A 20,216-nucleotide genomic window follows, 5' to 3' on the forward strand; every position below is an offset into this window, starting at 1 on the left:
CGGCTCTGCGGTCGGGCGCCGCCGAGCGGCGCCGCGGACGCTCACACGTTTTTCTCACCTTGTGCAGGTAGAACGATGTGGTGAGCGAACAATCCGCCGCGAAAGTGCTGGTGGTCGACGACGAGCCGAACATCCGCGAGCTGCTGTCGGAGGCCCTGGAGCTGAACGGCTTCGCCGTGCGGACGGTCTCGGACGGCCGCCGGGCGCTGGAGGAGGTGGCCCGGGAGCGGCCGGACATCATCGTGCTGGACGTGATGATGCCCGGCCTGGACGGGTTCACGGTGGCGCGCAGGCTTGGCGAGGCCGGTGACAGCCCTCTGGTGCTCTTCCTGACCGCCAAGGACGCGGTGCCCGACCGGATCGCGGGGCTGACCGCCGGCGGCGACGACTACGTGACCAAGCCCTTCAGCTTGGAGGAGGTCGTGCTGCGGTTGCGGGCGATCCTGCGCAGGACGCGCCCGCCGGAGGAGCAGGCCGACGACGGCGTCCTGCGGTACGCGGACCTGGAGCTGGACGAACAGGCCCATACCGTGCGCCGGGCCGGGCGGCAGATCCACCTGTCGCCGACGGAGTTCAGCCTGCTCAGGTATCTGATGATCAACGCGGGTCGGGTGGTCAGCAAGGCGCAGATCCTCGACCGCGTGTGGGACTTCGACTTCGACGGCGAGAGCAGGATCGTCGAGTCCTACATCAGCTACCTGCGGCGGAAGATCGACGCCGGTGGCCCGCCTCTGATCCACACGCTGCGCGGCGTGGGTTACCGGCTGCAGAGCACGTCGTGAGGGTGGCCCGCCGTCCGTGGCCGCTGCGGCTGCGGCTGCTGGTGGCTCTGCTCGGCCTGGCGGCGGCGGGGCTGGCCGTCTTCGCGGTCGCCGGCACCGTGATGCTGGAGCAGTCGCTGCTGTCGCGCGTGGACGCGCAGCTGGCCGAGTTCTCCGCGACCACCTCCGCCCGCCGGCCGCCGATCGGGCCTGCGCCGCCGCCCGGGAGCGTCCAGTTGCCGACCCAGTTCCGGATCGCCGTCTACGACCGTGCCGGGCGATTGGCCCGGCTGATCCCGGCGGACGCGACGGGCGGCCCGCAGGTCCCGGCCGAGGTGGTCAGGTCGGTGCCGTACCGGCCGTTCACCGTGCAGGACCGGAGCGGGCGGGAGGACTGGCGGGTGCTGCTCAGGCAGTTGCCGAACGGCGAGCGCGTCGCCTTGTCGATGTCGCTGGAGGCCAACCGGGCCACCGTGCGGCAGTTGCTGGTCATCGAGGCCGGCGCGGGAGCGCTGGTGCTCGTGCTGCTGGGCGCCGTGGCCTGGGCGGTGGTGCGGCTGGGCCTGCGCCCGCTCACGCGCGTCGAACGCACGGCGCGGGCGATCTCCGCCGGCGATCTGGACCGGAGGGTCGCCGATGCCGATCCGCGCACCGAGATCGGGCGGCTCGGCCAGACGCTCAACACGATGCTGGAGCGGCTGTCGGCCGCTCTGCGCGCCCGCCGGGAGTCGGAACAGCGGCTGCGCCGTTTCGTCGCCGACGCCTCCCATGAGCTGCGCACCCCGCTCACCTCCATCCGGGGCTTCGCCGAGCTCTACCATCACGGCCAGGGCCCGCGGGACGCGGTGGCCGAGCGGCTGCTGCGCAGGATCGAGGCGGAGGCCGAACGCATGGGCGTCCTGGTGGAGGACATGCTGCTGCTGGCCCGGCTGGACCAGGAGCCCGCCTTGGCGCCCACCGTCGTGGATTTGCACGTGCTGGCCGGGGACGTCGTCCATGCCGCTCAGGCGCGCGACCGCGAGCGGCCGATCCGGCTGGTCGTCTCCGCCGAGCCGGTGTTCGTGCTGGGTGACGAACATCGGCTGCACCAGGTCATCGCCAACCTGGTCGGCAACGCGATGCGGCACACGGCTGCGGAGGCGGAGATCCGGGTGGAGGTGGCCCCTCGCGCCGTGGCCGGGGTTCCCGCGGCCGGGGTGGTGCACGCCGGCGATGGGCCCGCTCCGCATGTCAGGGCAGCGCTGGTCGAGGTGCGCGACGAAGGGCAGGGCATCGAGGCCGGTCATCTGCCGCACGTGTTCGACCGCTTCTACCGGGCCGATCCCGGCCGTTCCCGTGACAGTGGTGGAACGGGGCTGGGCCTGGCCATCGCCGCGGCGCTCGTGCAGGCGCACGACGGCCGGATCGAGGTGGCCAGCGTTCCGGGGCGCGGCACCGCCTTCCGTGTGCTGCTGCCTCTTGAGCAGCGTCACGGCGGCTGAACGTCCCGGCCGTTCATCCTCTCGTCGGGCGCGGTTCACACATTGCTCCCAGCTTCGTGCGGTCAGATGTGTGCCGACGAAGGGAGGGACATTGCTGAAAAGGTTCCGCATACCAGCCGTTTCCGCAGCTGAGCAGGCCGGTCAGCCGCCGTCGGAGGCGGTCGGTGACCAGGGCCACCGGCTGCGGGCCCCCAGCAAGCTGCACGCCTTCAACCGCTACGAGATCAAGTACCTCGTGGACGCCTGGGAGGCGGTCGCGCTGCGGGAGGAGATCGAGCAGCGGCTCGATCGCGACCAGCACAGCGGCGAGGCGGGCTACGGCGTCTGGAGCGTCTACTACGACACCCGGCAGTTGCGCTTCTACTGGGAGAAGATCGAAGGGCTGAAGTTCCGCAGGAAGCTGCGGGTGCGCCACTACGGCGACCGCTTCTGTGTGGACGGCGCCACGCCGGTGTTCGTCGAGATCAAGCAGCGGGTCAACCGGGTCACCCAGAAGCGGCGGGTGTCTCTTGCGTACGCCGACGCGCTGCGCCTGTGCGACGGGCGGCAGATGGTCGGGCACGACCCGTCCCAGCGGGCCTTCCTGGAGGAGGTGCTCGACCTGGTGCTGCGCCTGGACCTGCGGCCCGTCGCGATGACCGGCTACCAGCGGCACGCCTACCTCGGCCGCGACGCCGACGTGGGCCTGCGGGTGACGTTCGACCGGCGTATCCGCGGCCGTGACCGGGACTTCCACCTCGGCGCCGACGCCGGGAACCGGTTCATCGTCCCGGCCGGCAAGTCGATCGTGGAGGTCAAGGCCGACGAGCGCGTGCCGTACTGGCTGACCGATCTGACCGCCAAGCGGAACCTGCAGGTGGTGCGGGTCTCCAAGTACTGCCAGAGCGTCGAGGCCCACGGGCTGGCGCCGCGTTCGATCTTCCACGTTCCCGACCACGATCTCGTCCCCTCGACCGTTCTTCCGGAGGCATGACCCCGATGGACTTCTCCTTCCAGGACCTGTCCGGCACGTTCAGCGTGGCCGACATCGCCGTCGCGATGGCCCTGTCGTTCGTGCTCAGCGCCATGATCGGCTGGGTGTACCGGGCCACGCACCGCAACGTGTCCTACAGCCAGTCCTATGTCCAGACGCTGGTCGTCCTGGGCATGCTGATCTCGTTGATCATGCTGGTCGTCGGGTCCAACATCGCCCGTGCCTTCGCCCTGGTCGGCGCCCTGTCGGTGGTGCGGTTCCGCAACGCCATCAAGGAGACCCGCGACGTCGGGTTCATCTTCCTGGTGATGGGCGTCGGCATGGCCGTCGGCACCCGCTTCTACCTGCTGGGCGTCGTCGCCGCCGTCGCCATCTCGCTGATCGTCGTGGTCATGCACCGGTTCGACTGGTTCCAGCTGGACGTGCGGCGTCAGGTCGTGAAGGTCCAGGTCCCTTCGGAGGAGGACCTGGCCGCCTCGATCCAGGACGTGCTCGTCCGGCACACCGACGAGTTCGAGCTGGTCAGCATGGAGTCGATCAGGGCGGGCGCGCTCACCGAGCTCATGTACACCGTCAAGATCAAGAAGGGTAGTGAGCCGGGCGACCTGATCTCCGCCCTGCGCGAGCGCAACCACGGCCAGTCGGTCACCGTCCTGACCGGGTACGACCAGAGCGACCTGTAGGCCCGGCACATGGCACAGACCAAGCGGCTCAAGCACCGTGTCCCCGTCAGGCTCCGGCAGAACTGGAGGCTCGTCGCGCTGTGCGCGGCGTTCCTGGCCGCCTGCTGGGGCGTCTTCGGCAGCGGCACGATCCGTCCGTACGTCACCACCGCCCAGGCCGCCGAGGCCAGGGCCGTCACCACGAATCTGACCGGCACCAAGGACCTGTTCGACGCCTCCACCGCGCACGAGGTGAAGCTCACCTTCACCGACGAGGCCTACCAGGACATGCTGAGCGAGTACTTCAAGGACGGCGAGAAGAAGTACCTCGAAGCCGACCTGACGATCGACGGCACCCGCGTCCCGAGCGTCGGCGTCCGTCTCAAGGGCAACTCCACGCTGGGGCAGCTGACCTGGAAGGGGCAGCCCAAGCGGCGAGCCGTGCCCGGCGGCTTCCGGCCGCCCGGCAACGGGCAACCCCAGAACGGGCAACCCCGGAACGGGCGGCCGCAGGGCGAGGGCGGGCCTTTCGGCGGCGGCATGCCCGGCGCCACCCTGAAGGCCGAGGAGCCGGAGAAGCTGCCCTGGCTGATCAGCTTCGACGAGTTCGTGGCGGGCCGCCGCTACCAGGGGCGCACCCAGGTCGCCGTACGGCCGGCCGCGATGGGCTCGACGACGATGCTGAACGAAGCGCTCGGCATCGCGCTGGTCGGCGCCTCCGGCGAGCCGACCCAGCGCTCGGCCTACAGTTCCTTCACCGTCAACGGCCGCGCGTCCGCTCCGCGCCTGGTGGTGGAGTACCTGGACGAGGGCTACGCGGCGGAACTCGGCGACGGTGTGCTGTACAAGTCTCTGGCCACCGGCTCCTTCACCTACAAGGGCGAGGACCAGACCGAGTACACCGGTGACTTCAAGCAGATCAACAAGGTCGGCGGCAAGGACCTGCAGCCGGTCATCGACCTGGTCAGGTGGACGGGCGAAGCCTCCGACGCCGAGTTCGCCGAGGGCCTGGCCGACCGCCTGGACGTGACCTCGTTCGCCCGCTACCTGGCCCTGCAGCACATCATGGTCAACTTCGACGACATGAGCGGCCCCGGCAAGAACTACTACCTGTGGTACGACACGGCCACCAGGAAGTTCAAGGTCATCACCTGGGACCTCAACCTCGCCTTCAACGGCGACGCCAAGAGCGGCGTGCACGACACGATCGGGATGGGCGGCTTCGGCCCTGGACGTCCCCAGCAGAACCAGCAGCAGGGCCAGACACAGACCCAGACACAGGGCCAGCCGGTGCAACCCCGGCAGGGGCAGCCGCCTCAGGGCCTCACCCCGCCCGGCGGCGGGCAGGGGCGTCCCGGCGGCGGCATGATGGGCATGAGCCACCCCCTGAAGGAGAAGTTCCTCAAGAACGCCACCTTCAAGAAGATGTACGAGGAGCAGTACCGCGCCCTGTACACCAAGCTGCTGGGCAGCGGCGCCGCCTCCGGCCTGCTCGACGACCTCGTCGCCGCCTACAAGCTGAACGACGGCGCCGACACCGCCAAGGTCGAGGCGGAGGCGAAGACCCTGCGCACGTTCCTGCGGACCCGGACCGAGACCCTGCGCTCGGACAGGGCGATCACCGGCGCCTGACCCGCACGCGGCGAACGGAATCTGGCGTTGTCCACGTCCCGGGGCCCCTGACGCGAGGGGGCCACCGGACCGGGAGACCCCGTTGACGCCGGATTCCGTTCCAGCGCTCGCCGGCCCCCGCTCGGCGGCGGGTTTCCGGCTGTGCTGGCTCTGCCACCCCGCACCCGCATTTGTCCAGATTCTGACGTATTGTCCACCGGCGCGGCCTTCGCCTGTTAGATTCCGAGTCGTGATCAAGGAGAGGCACGGCAGCGGCCCCGCAACAGACCGCTGAGGCAGGACGGGGGACGCTCCGCGGCCAGGCCAGGGGGCCCGATACGCGCCGTGCGAGCAGCCCCGCCCGCCGATCGACGTGCCGATCGACGATAGGAGCAATGTGCTGAGAAGAACATCCCTGCTCGCCACGGCCCTCATGGCGATGGCGACGCTGTTAGCCGTCCCCATGGCGGGGACGGCCGGCGCGGCGGTGACCCGGCAGGACGTCACGGATGCCGTCGGCAAGCGCGGCATCACCTGGGGGCCGTGCGAGGAAGAACCCACCGTCGAGTGCGGCACGCTGGCCGTGCCCATCGACTGGTCCGAGCCCGACGGGCCGACCGTCGACCTGGCCCTGGCCCGCCGCAAGGCCACCGCCCCGTCGGCGCGGATCGGCTCCCTGCTGACCAACCCCGGCGGGCCCGGCAACTCCGGCGTGAACGACATCCTGCGCCCCTCCGGCTTCAGTCAGGACATCCAGCGGCGCTTCGACATCGTCGGCTACGACCCCCGCGGCGTCGCCCGCAGCCGCTCGGTGACCTGCTCGGCCTCGGTGTACAACCAGATGCCCTACCCGGTCATGACCAGCCAGGCCGACTACCTGACGTGGGTCGCCTTCGACAAGAAGCTGCGCGCCGACTGCCGCAAGCTCACCGGCCCCCTGTACGACCACCTCGACTCGGTCAACGTGGCCCGCGACATGGACGCCATCCGCGCCGCGCTGGGTGAGGACAAGCTGACCTCCTACGGCGTCTCCTACGGCACGCTGGCCCAGCAGATGTACGCCGAGCTGTTCCCGGGCCGGATCCGCGCCATGGTGCTGGACAGCAACATGGACCACAGCCTGGACGTCAAGGCGTTCCAGGTGAGCGAGGCGGCCACCGTCCAGGACAGCTTCGAGGAGTTCATCGCCTGGTGCGCGCGCGACAGCGACTGCGTCCTGCGCGGCCGCGACATCCGGGCGTTGTGGAAGGGGCTGCTGGCCAAGGCGGGCCGCGGTCAGCTGTTGTGGCCGGGCGACGGCCGGCCGGTGAGCGCGCACAACCTGCAGTGGCTGGGCGTGGTGCTCAACGAGGCGCCCGCCTGGCGGCTGGAGGCCAAGGTGCTGCTCGCGCTGGCGGGCGGCCCGGTGCCCGAGGACATGCCCGGCCCTCCCGGCAACTGGCCGGTGAACGGCCAGTACGCCGAACTGCCCACCGCGATCTTGTGCCAGGACTGGAACCTGTCGCTGCGGGGCTACGCCGAGTACGCCGAGGTGATGCGCGCCTCCAACGCGGTGGCCCCCGACATGCGCTACAACCCGATGCCGATGGGCGACATGCCGATCTGCCAGGGCCATCCGGTCAACAACCCCCAGCACCCGCTGCGGTACAAGGGCAGCACGCCGCTGCTGGTGGCCACCTCCAGGCACGACCCCGACACGCCGTACGCGTGGTCGGCCAACGTGGCCCGTCAGCTGGGCCCCAAGGCCACCCTGCTCACCTACGACGGCTGGGGCCACGGCGTCTACGGCATGACCACCTGCACCACGGCCGCCATGGACAGCTACCTGATCTCGGCGTCCGTACCCGCCAAGGGCATCGGCTGCCCGGCGGAGGAACCCCAGGGCTGACCCCAGGGCTGACACTGGGGCTGACACTGGGCTGACCACGGGCTGATCGTGCCGCCCCCGGCACGATCAGCCCCACCCCTCCCGCGGCCGGTCAGGCAAGCGCGGCCGCCAGATGCTCGGCGGTACGGGACCCCGAAGCGGTCAGCAGGTCGGCGGGGGTGCCCTGGAACATCAGGCGGCCGCCGTGTTTGCCGCCGCCCGGCCCCAGATCGATGACCCAGTCGGCCCGTTTGACCATCTGCATGTGGTGTTCGACCACGATGACCGTGTTGCCGGCGTCGACGATGCGGTCGAGCAGGTCGATCAGGGTGTCGACGTCCGACAGGTGCAGGCCGGTGGTGGGCTCGTCCAGAACGTAGACCGCGCCCGTCTTGGTGAGCTCGCCGGCCAGTTTCATCCGCTGGCGTTCGCCGCCCGACAGCGTGGAGGTGGGCTGGCCGAGGGTGAGATAGCCCAGGCCGACGTCGACCAGCGTGGTGACGCGGTCGCGGATGGCCGGTTCGGTGAAGAACGCGGCGGCCTGCTCGGCGGTCAGGGCCAGGACGTCGACGATGGTGTGCCCGCGCAGCCGGTGCCGCAGGGCCTCGGGGTTGTAGCGGCTGCCGCCGCACATCTCGCACACGGCGGTGACCGGGTCCATGAACGCCAGGTCGGTGTGGATGACGCCGCGGCCCTCGCAGGCGGGGCAGGCGCCGGTGGAGTTGTAGCTGAACAGGCCCGGCTGGGTGCCGCTGGCGCGGGCGAACAGACGGCGGACCGGCTCCAGGACACCGATGAAGGACGCCGGGCTGGAGCGGGCCGAGACGTTCACGGCCCCCTGATCGACGATGACCGCGCCGGGATGCTGGGCGGTGAACACCTCGCCGATGAGAGTCGACTTGCCGGACCCCGCGACTCCGGTGACGCAGGTCAGCACACCGGTCGGCACGTCGAGGGTGAGATGGTCGAGGTTGTGCAGGGCGGCGTCGGTGATGGTCAGGTGCCCGGTCGGGCGGCGCACGGCGCTCTTGAGCGGGGTGCGGGCCCGCAGGTGACGGCCGGTCAGGGTGCCGGAGCGCGCCAGCCCTTCGACGGAGCCCTCGTAGACGACGGTGCCACCGTGCAGACCGGCTCCCGGCCCGAGATCGATGACGTGGTCGGCGACGGCGATCACGTCCGGGTCGTGCTCGACCACCAGGACGGTGTTGCCCTTGTCACGCAGGGCCCGCAACAGCGTGTTGAGCCGGCCGACGTCGGCCGGGTGGAGGCCGGCGCTGGGCTCGTCGAACACGTACGTCATGCCGGTGAGGCTGGAGCCGAGATGGCGGACGGTCTTCAGACGCTGGCTCTCGCCGCCGGACAAGGTGGTGGTCTCGCGGTCGAGGGTGAGGTAGCCCAGGCCGATCTGGTCGATGCGGCGCAACGCGGCGGCCGCGGTGTCGGCGACGGGGTTGCCGAGCCCGGTCAGGACGCCGATGAGGTCGGTGATCTCCATGGCGGCGTGGTCGGCGATGTTGTGGGGGCCGATCATGGTGGCCAGGGCCGCCTGGTTGAGACGCGCGCCCCGGCACTGGGGGCAGGTGCCCTCGGTGACGAAGGCCAGGACCGCCTCGCGGGTCTTGTCACTCAGCCCCGACAGGTCGCGTTTGAGGTAGAGGCGGGTGAAACGGTCGGCGACGCCTTCGTAGTCGACCTTGTTGAGGGTGCCGTTCTTGCCGCGGACCTCGACGGTGAAGCCGCCGCCGTGCAGCAGCAGGTGGCGCTCCTCCTCCGTGTAGTCGGCGACGGGCTTGGCCGGATCGAAGGTGCCGGAACGGGCGTAGATCTGCCACTGCCACGTGCCGACCCCGAACAGCGGGAAGCGGATGGCGCCGTCGTCGAGGGACCGGCCCGGGTCGAGCAGCGCGTCCAGGTCGAGGCGGACGGCCCGGCCGAGGCCGTCGCAGCCGGGACACATGCCGTGGGGGTCGTTGAAGGAGTAGGCGTAGGAATAGCCGGCGCTGGGCGTGCCGTAGCGGGAGAACAGCACGCGCAGGATCGGCAGGATGTCGGTCATGGTGCCGACGGTGGAACGCGAGCTGCCGCCGACCGGCTTCTGGTCGACGACGATGGAAGCGCCGAGGTTGTCGATGGCCTCGGCCTCGGGTTTCTCGTGCTTGGGCAGCCGGTTGCGGACGAACCAGGAGTAGGTTTCGTTGAGCTGGCGCTGGGACTCCACGGCGACGGTGTCGAAGACCACCGACGACTTGCCGGAGCCGGACACGCCGGTGAAGACGACGAGCCGGTTCTTGGGGATGCGCAGGGACAGGTTCTTGAGGTTGTTCACGCGCGCGCCGGTGATGACGATGCTGTCGTCCATACGGTCACGGTAGCGACGGGCGCCGACAGTTTCCGTCCCTGCCGGGAAGGGGCGGAAGTGGGCGAGGAAGTGGGCGCGAAAGTGGGCGAGGAGACGGCGTCCGGGGTCGGGCCGGCCGGGCTGGACATCGTGTACGAGCGGCTGGGCGACCGGGCCGCGCCGCCCGTGCTGCTGATCATGGGGGCGGGCGGGCAACTGATCAACTGGCCCGACGGGTTGTGCGCCGAGCTGGCCGGGCACGGCCTGCAGCTGATCCGGTTCGACGGCCGTGACTGCGGGCGCTCCACCCACTTCGACGACGCCGGCGAGCCGGACTTCGCCGCGGCGCTGGCCGGTGACCTGTCCTCGCTGGCCTACACGCTGGACGATCTGGTCGCCGACACCGTGGGGCTGCTGGACGTCCTGGGCCTGGACAGCGTCCACCTGGTGGGCGCGTCGCTGGGCGGCATGATCGCCCAGGCGGTCGCCGTCGCCCACCCCGGGCGGGTCAGGTCGCTCACCTCGATCATGTCCACGCACGGCGACCGCATGACACCCCCGCCGGCGCGCCCCGGCACCGCGCGCGGCGTCCCGGGGCCGCCGCCGACCACCCGCGAGCTGTACGTGGCGCGCATGGTGGCCGGCGCGAGCGCCCACGGCGTGGCCGCCGACCTGGAGGCGGTACGGGCCGTGGCCGAGCGGGCCTGGGACCGCGGCTGGTCGCTGGCCGGCATGCTGCGGCAGGCCGCCTCGGTGATCGGGTCGGGCGACCGGCGGGAAGGATTGTCTCGGCTGGAGGTGCCGGCGCTGGTGATCCACGGCGCGGCCGACGCCGCCGCCGACCCCGCCGGCGGGCGGGCCACGGCGCAGGCGATCCCGGGCGCGGAGTTCTGGCTGGTCGAGGGGATGGGACACGGGTTCCCGCCGGGGGTGTGGCGGCAGGTCAGCGCCCGGATCGCCGCGCTGGTCCACCGGGCGGAGAGGGGTCATGAGGAGGGGCGGATCAGGCCGCTCTCGTAGGCGAACACCACGACCTGGGCGCGGTGACGCAGCCCGAGTTTGAGCAGCACGCGGCTCAGATGCGTCTTGACGGTCGCCTCGGCCAGGTGCAGGGCGGCGGCGACCTCGGCGTTGGACAGGCCGCGCGCCACCTGGACGAGCACGTCGTGCTCGCGGGCGGTCAGCAGGTCCAGCAGCCGGTGCTGTTCGCGGGGGCCGGGGGTGAGCTGGGGGGCGAACCTGTCCAGCAGGCGGCGGGTGACGCGCGGCGACAGGACGGCCTCGCCCGCGGCGACGTTGCGGATCGCGCTGAGCAGGTCGGCGGGCGGGGTGTTCTTGGGCAGGAACCCGGCGGCGCCGGCCTTGAGCCCGGCGAAGGCGTACTCGTCGAGGTCGAAGGTGGTCAGGATGAGCACCTTCGAGGCGGGACAGTCGCGGACGATCCGGCGGGTGGCCTCGATGCCGTCCAGGCCGGGCATGCGGACGTCCATGAGCACGACGTCGGGGCGCAGCCGGCGGGCCTGCAGGGCGGCCTGTTCGCCGTCGGCGGCCTCGCCGGCGACGTGCAGGTCGGGTTCGGCGTCCAGCACCATGCGGAAGGCCATCCGCAGCAGCGCCTCGTCGTCGGCGATCAGCAGCCGGATGGTCATGGCGCGTCCGGGCCGGTCAGGTCGATGCTCATGGCGCGCCCGGGCCGGTCAGGTCGATGCTCATGGCGCGCCCGGGCCGCTCGCGTGGGGGCCGGTCAGGCGGAGGGCGGTCAGGTCGAGGTTCATCGCGTGTCCGGGCCGCTCGTGTCCGGGCCGGTCAGGTCGAGGGCGGCCGCGACCCGCCAGCCGCCGCCGGGGGCCGGGCCGGCGTGCAGGGTGCCGTCGTAGGCGGCGACGCGTTCGCGCATCCCGGCCAGCCCCCGCCCGGCGGGCCGCAGGGGCCCCGGACGGCCGCCGTCGTCGGTGATCTCGATGTCGGCCCGCCGACGGGTCAGGCGCACCCGGACGTGCGCGCGGGCGCCTGGGGCGTGCCGCAGCGTGTTCGTCAGCGCCTCCTGAGCCAGCCGGTAGAGGGTGAGCTGCGCGGCGGCCGGGACGTCGGCGGGGTCGCCGTCGACCCGCAGCCGGGTCGGCAGGCCGGCGGCGCGCATCCGGTCGGCCAGCGGGCCGAGGTCGGCGATACCGGGCGCCGGGTGCAGCGGAGCGATGCCCGGCTCCTGCTCCTGGCCGATGCCCTGGCCGATGCCTCGGTCAACGCCTCGGTCAACGTCCTGACCGGTGGATCCGGCGGCGGCTCGATCGGGGGCTCGGTCGGCGTCGTGGTCGGCGTCGTGGTCGGTGCTGAGGGAGCGGCGCATGTCGCGCAGCGCCTGGCGGCCGGTGTCGGCGATCTGCGCCATCGCGGCCACCGCCTGACCGGGCGCACGGTCGTGGACGTAGGCGGCGCTGTCGGCCAGCGCCACCATGACCGACAGGTTGTGGGTGACGATGTCGTGCATGTCGCGCGTCATCCGGGCACGCTCCTCGGCGACCGCCAGACGTGCCCGCTGATCGCGGTCGCGTTCCAGGGAGGCGACGTAGGCCCGCCGGGTCCGCGTCCACAGCCCGGCTGCCAGGGCGGCGGCCGACATCGCGCTCAGCGCCGCCACCGTCAACGGCATCCGGCCAGGCGGCGCCCACCGGGCCGCGGCCGCCACCACCCCGGCCTCCAGCACGAACGCGGCGGCCAGCGTCGCCCGCCACGGGCGGCGGGCCGCCACCGTGTAGAGCGCGACCAGCAGCGCCGCGTCGGCCGGAAGCTGCACGTCGATAGCCCACTGCAGGGCGGCCGCGCCGCCGATCACGCACAGCACCAGCAGCGGGGCGCGCCGCCGCCATGCCAGCGGCGCCACCAGAGCCACCTGCAGGGCCAGCACCGCAGGGCCGCCCTCGGCCACCCGGCCCGGCCCCAGCGTGACCACGAAGATCACAGCAGCCAGCAACGCGTCGGCAGCCACAGGCGGCACCGAACCGATCACCGAACGGATCGCCGAACGGATGACGGAGCCGATTGCCGAGCCGCTCACTGGGCGGACCGTCGAACCCATCACCGAGCCGATCACCGAACGGACCACCGAACGAACCATCGAACGGACCACTGGGCGGACCATTGGGCGGACCGCCGAGTCGATCGTTGAGTCGATCGTTGAGTCGACCGTCGAGCGGGGCGGCGCGGTCGGGCGGGGCGGCGCGGTCGGGCGGGGCGGCGCGGTCGGGCGGGCGGCCGGAGTCATGCGCCCACCCTAAAGGCCGCGCCCCGGCGCCCCCCATCCTCCGCAAGGAGGAACATCTCGGCCCCTCATCCGAAAGTCGTACCCGCAGGTCAGCCCGTGGCCGCTGGCCCGCTCGCGAGCCCGCCTGCCAGCCTCGGACCACACCCCCCGCCTTCCGTCCCGTTCGAGGAGAACACCGGCATGCCCGTGAAGACGTACGCGGCCCCTCTGGCCGTCGCCGCCCTGACCCTCACGCCCGTCACGGTCCCCCTGCACGCGCACCAGGCACAGCAGGCGCGGCAGGCGGTCACGGTCGCCCTGCCCGCGCCCGGCGGCCCCCACCCGGTGGGAACCGTCGCCCTGCGCCTGGTCGACCGCTCCCGCCGCGACCCCCTGGTGCGGTCGAAGCCGTACCGCGAGCTGATGGTCAGCCTGTGGTACCCGGCCAAGGGCGGCACGCAGCCGCTCGCCCCCCACATGGCGCCCCTGGCCGCCGCCGACTGGGACCGCCGCTCCGCGCCGCCCATGGGCATCGCCAAGGGCGCCGTCGACTGGGCCGCCACCCGCACCGCCGCCCGTACCGGCGCGCCGGTCGAGCGCGGCGCGGGCCGGCTGCCCGTCGTGCTGTTCGGCTCCGGCGACGGCGGGCCGCGCACACTGGGCACCACGCTCGTGCAGGACCTGGCCTCGCGCGGCTACCTGGTCGTCACCGTGGACCACACCTACGAGGCCGACCAGGTGGAGTTCCCCGGCGGGCGGGTCGTGCGCGCGCTGCCGCTGCCGGCCAAGCTCACCCCGCGCGTCATCGCGGCGCTGCTGGAGCGGCACGCGCGGGCGCGGCTGGCCGACATGCGGTTCGTGCTGGACCAGGTCACGGCCCTGGGGCAGGGACGGACCATCGGCGGCGGGGAGATGCCCGCCGGGTTGCGCGGCGCGCCCGACCTGACGCGGGTGGGGGCGCTGGGGCAGTCCCTGGGCGGGTCGGTGGCGGCCCAGCTCGTCCACGACGACCCGCGGGTGGACGCCGGGGTCAACCTCGACGGCGGCTACGTCGGCCCGGTCGCCGCCACCGGCGTGGCCAGGCCGTTCCTGCAGCTGGCGGCCCAGACGCACACACGGGACAGCGAGCCGAGCTGGAAGTCGTTCTGGCGGGCCTCGACCGGGTGGAAGCGGGAGCTGCGGTTCAAGGGCGCCGCGCACGGCTCGTTCACCGACCTGCAGGCGCTGCTGCCGCAGATCGCCGCGGCGCTGCCCAAGGCGGGGGAGGGGAAGCAGGACGGGAAGCAGAGCGGGGTGCCGGTCGCCGACTTCGTCGGCACGATCGATCCGCAACGGTCGGTGGCGGCCCAGCGCGCCTACGTCGGGGCGTTCTTCGACCTGCACCTGCTGGGCAAGCCCACCCGCCTGTTCCAGGAGCCCGACAGCCGTTTCCCCGAGGTGTCCCGCATCCCCTGACCCTGAGGCCGGATCGGAGGTCCGCCCGAGGGCGATAACAATACCGGTATAAGTATCCCGCGGGTGTAGGGTGGGCGGCATGGTGCGATCCCCGCTGACCCCCGAGGAGCGGCTGCGCGGCGAGCAGCTCGGCCACATGCTGCGCCAGGCCCGAGGCGAGCGCAGCATCGTCGAGGTCGCCGCCGCGGCCGGCATGTCCGCCGAGACCCTCCGCAAGATCGAGACGGGGCGCATCGCCACGCCGGCGTTCTTCACCATCGCCTCACTGGCCGACGTCCTGGGCATCTCCCTCGACCGCCTGGCCGTCCGCGCCACCCCCGCCCGCACCTGACCCGCCCGCACCTGACCGTCCGGGCCGGGGTCATTCCGTACGGGAGCGGCGTACCTCGTCCAGCACGTCCTCGATGCGCCGCCAGGCGTCCTGAGCCGCGGCCGGGTGGAAGGTGTCACGCTCGTCGGCGGCGAACCCGTGGCTCGCCCCCGGATACACCACCGTCTCCAGCCGCTCGGCGATCGCCCGCTGCTGGGCGCCGTCGATGATCGGGTCGTCGGCGCCGAGCAGCACCACCAGCCGCCCCGGCGCCCGCGCGGCCCGCTCCAGCGTCGGCTCCGGCCGGCTCAGCGGCAGCTCGGTGCCCGTCAGCCAGCCCGGGTACAGCGCTATCGCCGCCGCCAGCCCCAGCTCACCGGCCACCGAGCACACCACGTGCCCGCCCAGGCTGAACCCGACCGCCGCGGCGGGCCGGGCGCCCACGCGCCGCAGGTGCTCAGAGGCGGCACGCGCGTCATCCAGCACCTGCTCCGGGCGCAGCAGCCAGGCCAGCTCCAGCCCTCGTTCCCGGCCGGCCGCATCGACCGGCAACTCCACCACCCGCCCCACCGGGCCACCCGTCACCGCATCCACGGCAACCGTCACCCCGCCACCCGCTTCGCCATCGTCCCGCACGAGCCCCGCCGAAGAGCCCGCAGGGGAGGACGCTGACAAATCCCCTGAGGGGCCCGCCGATGTCCCCGTTGACGGGTCTGTTGACGGGCCCGCCGGGTCTACCCCCGCCAGAGCCGCCGAAGGAGCCCCCGAAGGCGCAGGGGAGGGCCGCAGCTCGTGCCGGTGGTTGAAGTCGGGCACGACGGCCGCATGCCCCAACCCCGCCAGCCGGTCGGCCATCCGCCGCGCGTACCCGCTCACCCCGAAGATCTCACCGGCGACCAGCACGCCCACCGGCCGCCGCACCCCCACGGGCAGGGCCGTGTAGGCCGCCATACCCGCGATGTCCACCCATCCGGTGGTGATCTGTCCGTTCACGCGGCCGAGCTAACCAGCCCCCGCCCGCCCCCGGCCAATCACCAACCCGATGGCCGCCATCACGACCCCGATCGCCCCCCCGGGGCCGAGGCCCTATCGCGACGGCTTGTCACGCAACAGCGGATGCGACCGCATCGCCACCTCCAGCTCCCCGGGCAGCTCGTCACGGTAGCGCCCCAGCGTCGACAGGTCGCTGTGCCCCAGCACCCGCCGCACCGCGTCCATGTCGACCGCGTCGGCCAGCAGATGCGTGGCCGTGGTGTGCCGCAGCCCGTGCGGCGTCACCGAACGCCGCTGATCGGGATCGACGTGCCGCTGCACCCGGTCGATCACCGCCTGCACGTCGCCCCGCGCCAGCCGCCGCCCCCGCCACGACAGCAGCAGCGCCTTGCCGTCGTCGGCGCCGGCCACCTGGCCCCGCCCCCGCGCCAGGTAGGCCTGCAACACCTCGGCCACGTCGTCGGGCAGCGGCACGTCACGCGTACGGCCGCCCTTGCCGAAGATCCGCCAGTAGCGCACCCCGTCGTTGGTGTAGAAGTCCTCCACGTTGGCGCGCACCAGCTCCGACACCCGCGGCCCCACCGTCGACAGCAGCAGCACGATCACCGCGTCACGCAACTGCATGCGCTGGTCGCGTCGCTTGCCCTCCTGCTCGGGCGCCTCCCGCAACTGCCGCGCCGCGCCGATCAGCCCTTGGGCCTGCTCCCGCGTCAGCGCCCGCCGCTCCGGACGCAGCCCGCCCCGCTGCTTGGCCGTCACCGTCGCCGCCGTCATCGGGTTGATCTGCACCCACCCGGCCAGGGTGGCGTGCTTGAACAACGCCGAGATCGACCGCCGGAACCGGGCCTGCGAGGACGGCGACTGCCCCGCCCCCGACCCGCCCGCCTGCCGCGCGTCGGGCTTGCGCGCGAACGCCAGCAAGATCGCATCGACGTCCTCGCCGGTCAGGTCGTCGAGCACCACGTCGGCGCCGGCCAACGCCACCAGCGTGGCCACGTCACGCGCGTAGACCTCGGCCGTGGCCGGGGACAACGCGCCCGTCGACGTCTTGGCCACCACCAGCTCCACGTAGCGGTCAGCCGCCTGTCCCACCGTCAACCTGTCGAGCTCCGCGGGCCGCACCGGCTCCCCTCCTCACATCTCGGCGACGCACCGAACGCACCTGCCCGCGGACGACGCCGCGCGCAGGGATGCAGCTTGCAGAGGAGACGGTAGCGGCCGCCACCGACGAAAATCAGATGTCGCGGAAGGTCTCGATGCGCGCGCCCAGCGCGTTCAGCCGCTCGGCCAGGTCCTCGTAGCCGCGGTTGATCACGTACACGTTGCGCAGCACCGACGTGCCCTCGGCCGCCATCATGGCCAGCAGCACCACCACCGCCGGGCGCAGCGCCGGCGGGCACATCATCTCGGCGCTGCGCCACCGCGTGGGCCCCTCCACCAGCACCCGGTGCGGGTCCAGCAGCTTGACCGAGGCGCCCAGCCGGGTCAGCTCGGTCAGGTAGATCGCCCGGTTGTCGTAGACCCAGTCGTGGATCAGCGTCGAGCCCTGCGCCGCGGCCGCGATCGCGGCGAAGAACGGCACGTTGTCGATGTTCAGCCCCGGGAACGGCATCGGGTGGATCTTGTCGATGGGGGAGACCAGCTTGGAGGGCCGCACCGTCAGGTCCACCAGCCGGGTACGCCCGTTGGCCGCCCAGTACTCGCCCGTGCGGTCGCAGTCGAGCCCCATCTCCTCCAACACCGCCAGCTCGATCTCCAGGAACTCCACCGGCACCCGGCAGATCGTCAGCTCCGAACTGGTCACCACCGCGGCCGCCAGCAGGCTCATCGCCTCGACCGGGTCCTCGGAGGGGGAGTAGTCGACGTCACGTTCGATGGAGGCCAGCCCGTGCACCGTCAGCGTCGTGGTGCCGATGCCCTCCACCCGCACGCCGAGCTGCTCCAGGAAGAAGCACAGGTCCTGCACCATGTAGTTGGAGGAGGCGTTGCGGATCACCGTCACCCCCGGATGCCGGGCCGCGGCCAGCAGCGCGTTCTCCGTCACCGTGTCGCCGCGCTCGGTCAGCACGATCGGCCGCGCCGGGGCCGCGCCGCCGTCCACCTTGGCGTGGTAGAAACCGCCCGTCGCGGTGATGTCCAGCCCGAAGTGCTTCAGCGCCGACATGTGCGGCTGGACGGTACGCGTGCCCAGGTCGCAGCCGCCCGCGTACGGGATCTGGAATTCCCCCGTACGGTGCATCAACGGCCCCAGGAACATGATCACGCTGCGGGTACGGCGGGCCGCCTCGGTGTCCATCGCCTCCAGCTCCAGCCGGGCCGGCGGCACGATCTCCAGGTCGCTGCCCTCGTTGATCCACCGCGCCCGCACCCCGATCGAGGCCAGCACCTCCAGGATCCGGTAGACCTCCTCGATCCGCGCCACCTTGCGCAAGATCGTGCGGCCGTTGTTCAGCAGCGACGCGCACAACAACGCCACACAGGCGTTCTTGGACGTCTTGACGTCGATGCTGCCCGACAGCCGGCGCCCGCCCACCACCCGCAGATGCATCGGACCGGCATACCCCAGGGACACGATCTCGCTGTCGAGCGCCTCCCCGATCCGGGCGATCATCTCAAGACTGATGTTCTGGTTGCCGCGCTCGATCCGGTTGACCGCGCTCTGACTCGTCGCCAGCGCATCGGCCAGCTGAAGCTGCGTCCAACCGCGATGCTGACGCGCATCCCGGATGAGCCGGCCGATCCGCACAAGGTAATCATCTGCCACAACACACGACCATATCTCACATATGAGATGCCGCCGCGACCCCGGGTCCCGACGCGCCGGACAGCTCCCGATGACCCGCCAGATGCGGGGGAGTGGCCTGCGCCCGCGCCTTGCCCACGAACGCCCGGCGCGCCTCCCGGAACCCGTTGCGGTCGTCGAACATGTCCCGGCTCATCTCCGCCAGCTCCTCGGCCCGGTAGGCGTCCAGCGGCTTGCGCCGCTCGTCGGCCTCCCGCGCCTGCCGCCGCGCCGCCAGCAACGCCTCGTAGGAGGAGTCCTGGGCCAGCCGGTGCGCGAAGTCCACCACCCGCCGCTCGAACTCCTGCCGCGACCCGCCCGCCACCCGATCGGCCAGCCCCAGCTCCACCGCCTCGGCGGCCCCCACCGGCAACGCCCGCCCGGTCAGCTCCGCCGCCGCCTGCGCCCCCACCCGCCGCGGCAGCACGTACGTCCAGAACTCACTGCCGAACAACCCCATCGTCCGGTAATGCGGATTGAGCACCACCGGCTCCCGCACGATCACCCGGTCGGCGCCCAGCCCCATCATCACCCCGCCCGCCCCCGCGTTCCCCGCGATCGACGTCACCACGAGCTGCGACGTGCAGGCCACGATCTCCCGGCACACCGCGTTGATCGCGTTGATGTTCATCCACGCCTCCAGCTCCGGATGACGCGCCGCCTCGATCACGTTCAGGTGGATGCCGTTGGAGAACACCTCGCCACCGCGCACCACCAGCACCCGCGTGTCCTGCGCCGCCGCGTACCGCAACGCCGCCGCCAGCCGCCGGCACTGGTCGGTGGACATCGCGCCGTTGTAGAAGTCGAAGCTCACCACCCCGACCTCCTCGCCGCGCTCGTAGGTGATCTCGCTGTAGCCGGCCCGCTCACTCACACCCGCCAGCCGCTCACCCAGCACCATCGTCGCCGGCAGCTTCACGCCACTCACCTGAGAGCCCGCCTCCGCGCCCGCCTCCAGGCGCAGGTGGCCCACCCACACGGTCCCCTGACCGGTGTGCACCAGCACCGCACCCTCACGCCGGGCCGCCACCGCCCCCGGCGCCCCGGCCAGATCGGGACCCCGGTGCACGTCGAACACCCGCACCGGCAACTCGCACAACCGGGCCCGGCCGCCCGGCGCCCCGTCAGCCGCCCGCACCAGCCGCACGATCTCCTCGGCCGGCTGCTCCCAGGAGAACTCCCGGTCGGCGTGCCGCATCGGCCGCCGCAGCCGCCCCGTCACCTCGGGGGAGCGGTAGTCCAACGGCGCCGGCGCGAACAACGGGTCAGCCGCCTTGCCCGCGACCTCGGCCACCAGCTCCACCGCCGCGTCGGCCACCGGCCCGTTGTACAGCGCCGACTTGCGCGGCGGCTCCGACGGCATCGGGAACGTCCGCCACCCCCAGATGGGGCCGGCGTCCATCTCCTCCACCGCCTGCAGCGCCGTCACCCCCCACTCGCGCTCGCCTTCGGCGATCGCCCAGTCCAGCGAGGACGGCCCCCGGTCCCCGGGCGGCCCCGGATGGATGATCACCGTACGGTGCCCGCGCCACAACGCCTCCGGCACCCGCTCCTTCAGGAACGGGCAGATGACCAGGTCCGGCTTGACCAGCTCGGCCGCCTCCACCATGACCCGCTCGGAGATCGCCAGCTCGACGCTCACATCATGGCCGGCCCGCCGCAGCTCCAGCCAGGCACGCTGGGTCAGGCCGTTGAACGAGGAACACAGGAGCAGGATGCGCAACGCGGAACTTCCTTCACGA

17 protein-coding genes are annotated in these 20,216 nt (G+C 72.2%); 10 read left to right on the forward strand and 7 right to left on the reverse strand.

Features of this window, described 5'->3' with window-relative positions; all coding sequences use genetic code 11:
* Positions 1–80: 80 nt before the first annotated feature.
* From ACWEJ6_RS05255 to ACWEJ6_RS05280, 6 genes are all read left to right on the forward strand, one after another.
* On the forward strand, positions 81–782 hold the full coding sequence (locus ACWEJ6_RS05255) for a response regulator transcription factor (protein WP_452421408.1): 702 nt from the start codon (positions 81–83) through the stop codon (positions 780–782).
* Complete coding sequence (locus ACWEJ6_RS05260) at positions 779–2,242, forward strand: sensor histidine kinase (RefSeq protein ID WP_452421410.1); 1,464 nt, start codon at positions 779–781, stop codon at positions 2,240–2,242. Before ACWEJ6_RS05255 ends, ACWEJ6_RS05260 begins: the two co-directional genes overlap by 4 nt.
* A 91-nt stretch (positions 2,243–2,333) precedes the next feature.
* The gene (locus ACWEJ6_RS05265) at positions 2,334–3,215 is read left to right on the forward strand and encodes a VTC domain-containing protein (RefSeq protein ID WP_452421412.1); all 882 of its coding nucleotides are present in this window, start codon (positions 2,334–2,336) and stop codon (positions 3,213–3,215) included.
* A complete protein-coding gene (locus ACWEJ6_RS05270; RefSeq protein WP_452421414.1) occupies positions 3,212–3,898 on the forward strand; it encodes a DUF4956 domain-containing protein in 687 nt (228 codons plus the stop codon). Before ACWEJ6_RS05265 ends, ACWEJ6_RS05270 begins: the two co-directional genes overlap by 4 nt.
* Before the next feature lie 9 nt (positions 3,899–3,907).
* Positions 3,908–5,509, forward strand: coding sequence for a CotH kinase family protein (locus ACWEJ6_RS05275; RefSeq protein WP_452421415.1), 1,602 nt, complete (start codon positions 3,908–3,910; stop codon positions 5,507–5,509).
* A gap of 376 nt (positions 5,510–5,885) precedes the next feature.
* Positions 5,886–7,376 (forward strand): alpha/beta fold hydrolase, encoded by a 1,491-nt coding sequence (locus ACWEJ6_RS05280; RefSeq protein ID WP_452421417.1) that lies wholly within the window; start codon positions 5,886–5,888, stop codon positions 7,374–7,376.
* A 91-nt stretch (positions 7,377–7,467) separates the two neighbouring features.
* Here ACWEJ6_RS05280 and ACWEJ6_RS05285 read toward each other — a convergent pair whose 3' ends face one another.
* Positions 7,468–9,714: an ATP-binding cassette domain-containing protein gene (locus ACWEJ6_RS05285; RefSeq protein WP_452421419.1), complete on the reverse strand. Its 2,247-nt coding sequence runs from the start codon at positions 9,712–9,714 to the stop codon at positions 7,468–7,470.
* A gap of 57 nt (positions 9,715–9,771) precedes the next feature.
* On the opposite strand from ACWEJ6_RS05285, the gene ACWEJ6_RS05290 reads away from it, so the two are divergent.
* Complete coding sequence (locus ACWEJ6_RS05290; RefSeq protein ID WP_452421421.1) at positions 9,772–10,713, forward strand: alpha/beta fold hydrolase; 942 nt, start codon at positions 9,772–9,774, stop codon at positions 10,711–10,713.
* Here the strand turns inward: ACWEJ6_RS05290 and ACWEJ6_RS05295 are convergent.
* Together ACWEJ6_RS05295 and ACWEJ6_RS05300 are read right to left on the reverse strand one after the other, a co-directional pair.
* Positions 10,680–11,342 carry a response regulator gene (locus tag ACWEJ6_RS05295; protein WP_397156709.1) on the reverse strand — a complete coding sequence of 221 codons (663 nt, stop codon included), beginning with the start codon at positions 11,340–11,342 and terminating at the stop codon, positions 10,680–10,682. The two genes, ACWEJ6_RS05290 and ACWEJ6_RS05295, sit on opposite strands and share 34 nt — an antisense overlap.
* 122 nt (positions 11,343–11,464) lie before the next feature.
* Positions 11,465–12,652, reverse strand: coding sequence for a sensor histidine kinase (locus ACWEJ6_RS05300; protein ID WP_452421424.1), 1,188 nt, complete (start codon positions 12,650–12,652; stop codon positions 11,465–11,467).
* Here ACWEJ6_RS05300 and ACWEJ6_RS05305 point away from each other — a divergent pair.
* The 3 genes from ACWEJ6_RS05305 to ACWEJ6_RS05315 all read left to right on the forward strand — a co-directional run bounded on the left by ACWEJ6_RS05305 (position 12,636) and on the right by ACWEJ6_RS05315 (position 14,720).
* Positions 12,636–12,968 carry a hypothetical protein gene (locus ACWEJ6_RS05305; protein ID WP_452421426.1) on the forward strand — a complete coding sequence of 111 codons (333 nt, stop codon included), beginning with the start codon at positions 12,636–12,638 and terminating at the stop codon, positions 12,966–12,968. The two genes, ACWEJ6_RS05300 and ACWEJ6_RS05305, sit on opposite strands and share 17 nt — an antisense overlap.
* A 167-nt stretch (positions 12,969–13,135) precedes the next feature.
* On the forward strand, positions 13,136–14,389 hold the full coding sequence (locus tag ACWEJ6_RS05310; protein WP_452421428.1) for an alpha/beta hydrolase family protein: 1,254 nt from the start codon (positions 13,136–13,138) through the stop codon (positions 14,387–14,389).
* 79 nt (positions 14,390–14,468) lie between these two features.
* The gene (locus ACWEJ6_RS05315) at positions 14,469–14,720 is read left to right on the forward strand and encodes a helix-turn-helix domain-containing protein (protein WP_358286695.1); all 252 of its coding nucleotides are present in this window, start codon (positions 14,469–14,471) and stop codon (positions 14,718–14,720) included.
* Positions 14,721–14,750: 30 nt separating this feature from the next.
* Here ACWEJ6_RS05315 and ACWEJ6_RS05320 read toward each other — a convergent pair whose 3' ends face one another.
* The 4 genes from ACWEJ6_RS05320 to ACWEJ6_RS05335 all read right to left on the reverse strand — a co-directional run bounded on the left by ACWEJ6_RS05320 (position 14,751) and on the right by ACWEJ6_RS05335 (position 20,197).
* Positions 14,751–15,692, reverse strand: coding sequence for a dienelactone hydrolase family protein (locus tag ACWEJ6_RS05320; RefSeq protein WP_452421430.1), 942 nt, complete (start codon positions 15,690–15,692; stop codon positions 14,751–14,753).
* A 93-nt stretch (positions 15,693–15,785) separates the two neighbouring features.
* Positions 15,786–16,814: a tyrosine-type recombinase/integrase gene (locus ACWEJ6_RS05325; protein ID WP_397156717.1), complete on the reverse strand. Its 1,029-nt coding sequence runs from the start codon at positions 16,812–16,814 to the stop codon at positions 15,786–15,788.
* Positions 16,815–16,926: 112 nt separating this feature from the next.
* Positions 16,927–18,456, reverse strand: a complete 1,530-nt coding sequence (locus ACWEJ6_RS05330) for a helix-turn-helix domain-containing protein (protein ID WP_352326032.1) — start codon at positions 18,454–18,456, stop codon at positions 16,927–16,929.
* 16 nt (positions 18,457–18,472) lie between these two features.
* Complete coding sequence (locus ACWEJ6_RS05335) at positions 18,473–20,197, reverse strand: enoyl-CoA hydratase-related protein (protein ID WP_452421433.1); 1,725 nt, start codon at positions 20,195–20,197, stop codon at positions 18,473–18,475.
* Positions 20,198–20,216 lie beyond the last annotated feature (19 nt).

The sequence above is a fragment of the Nonomuraea sp. NPDC004702 genome, assembly GCF_053601695.1.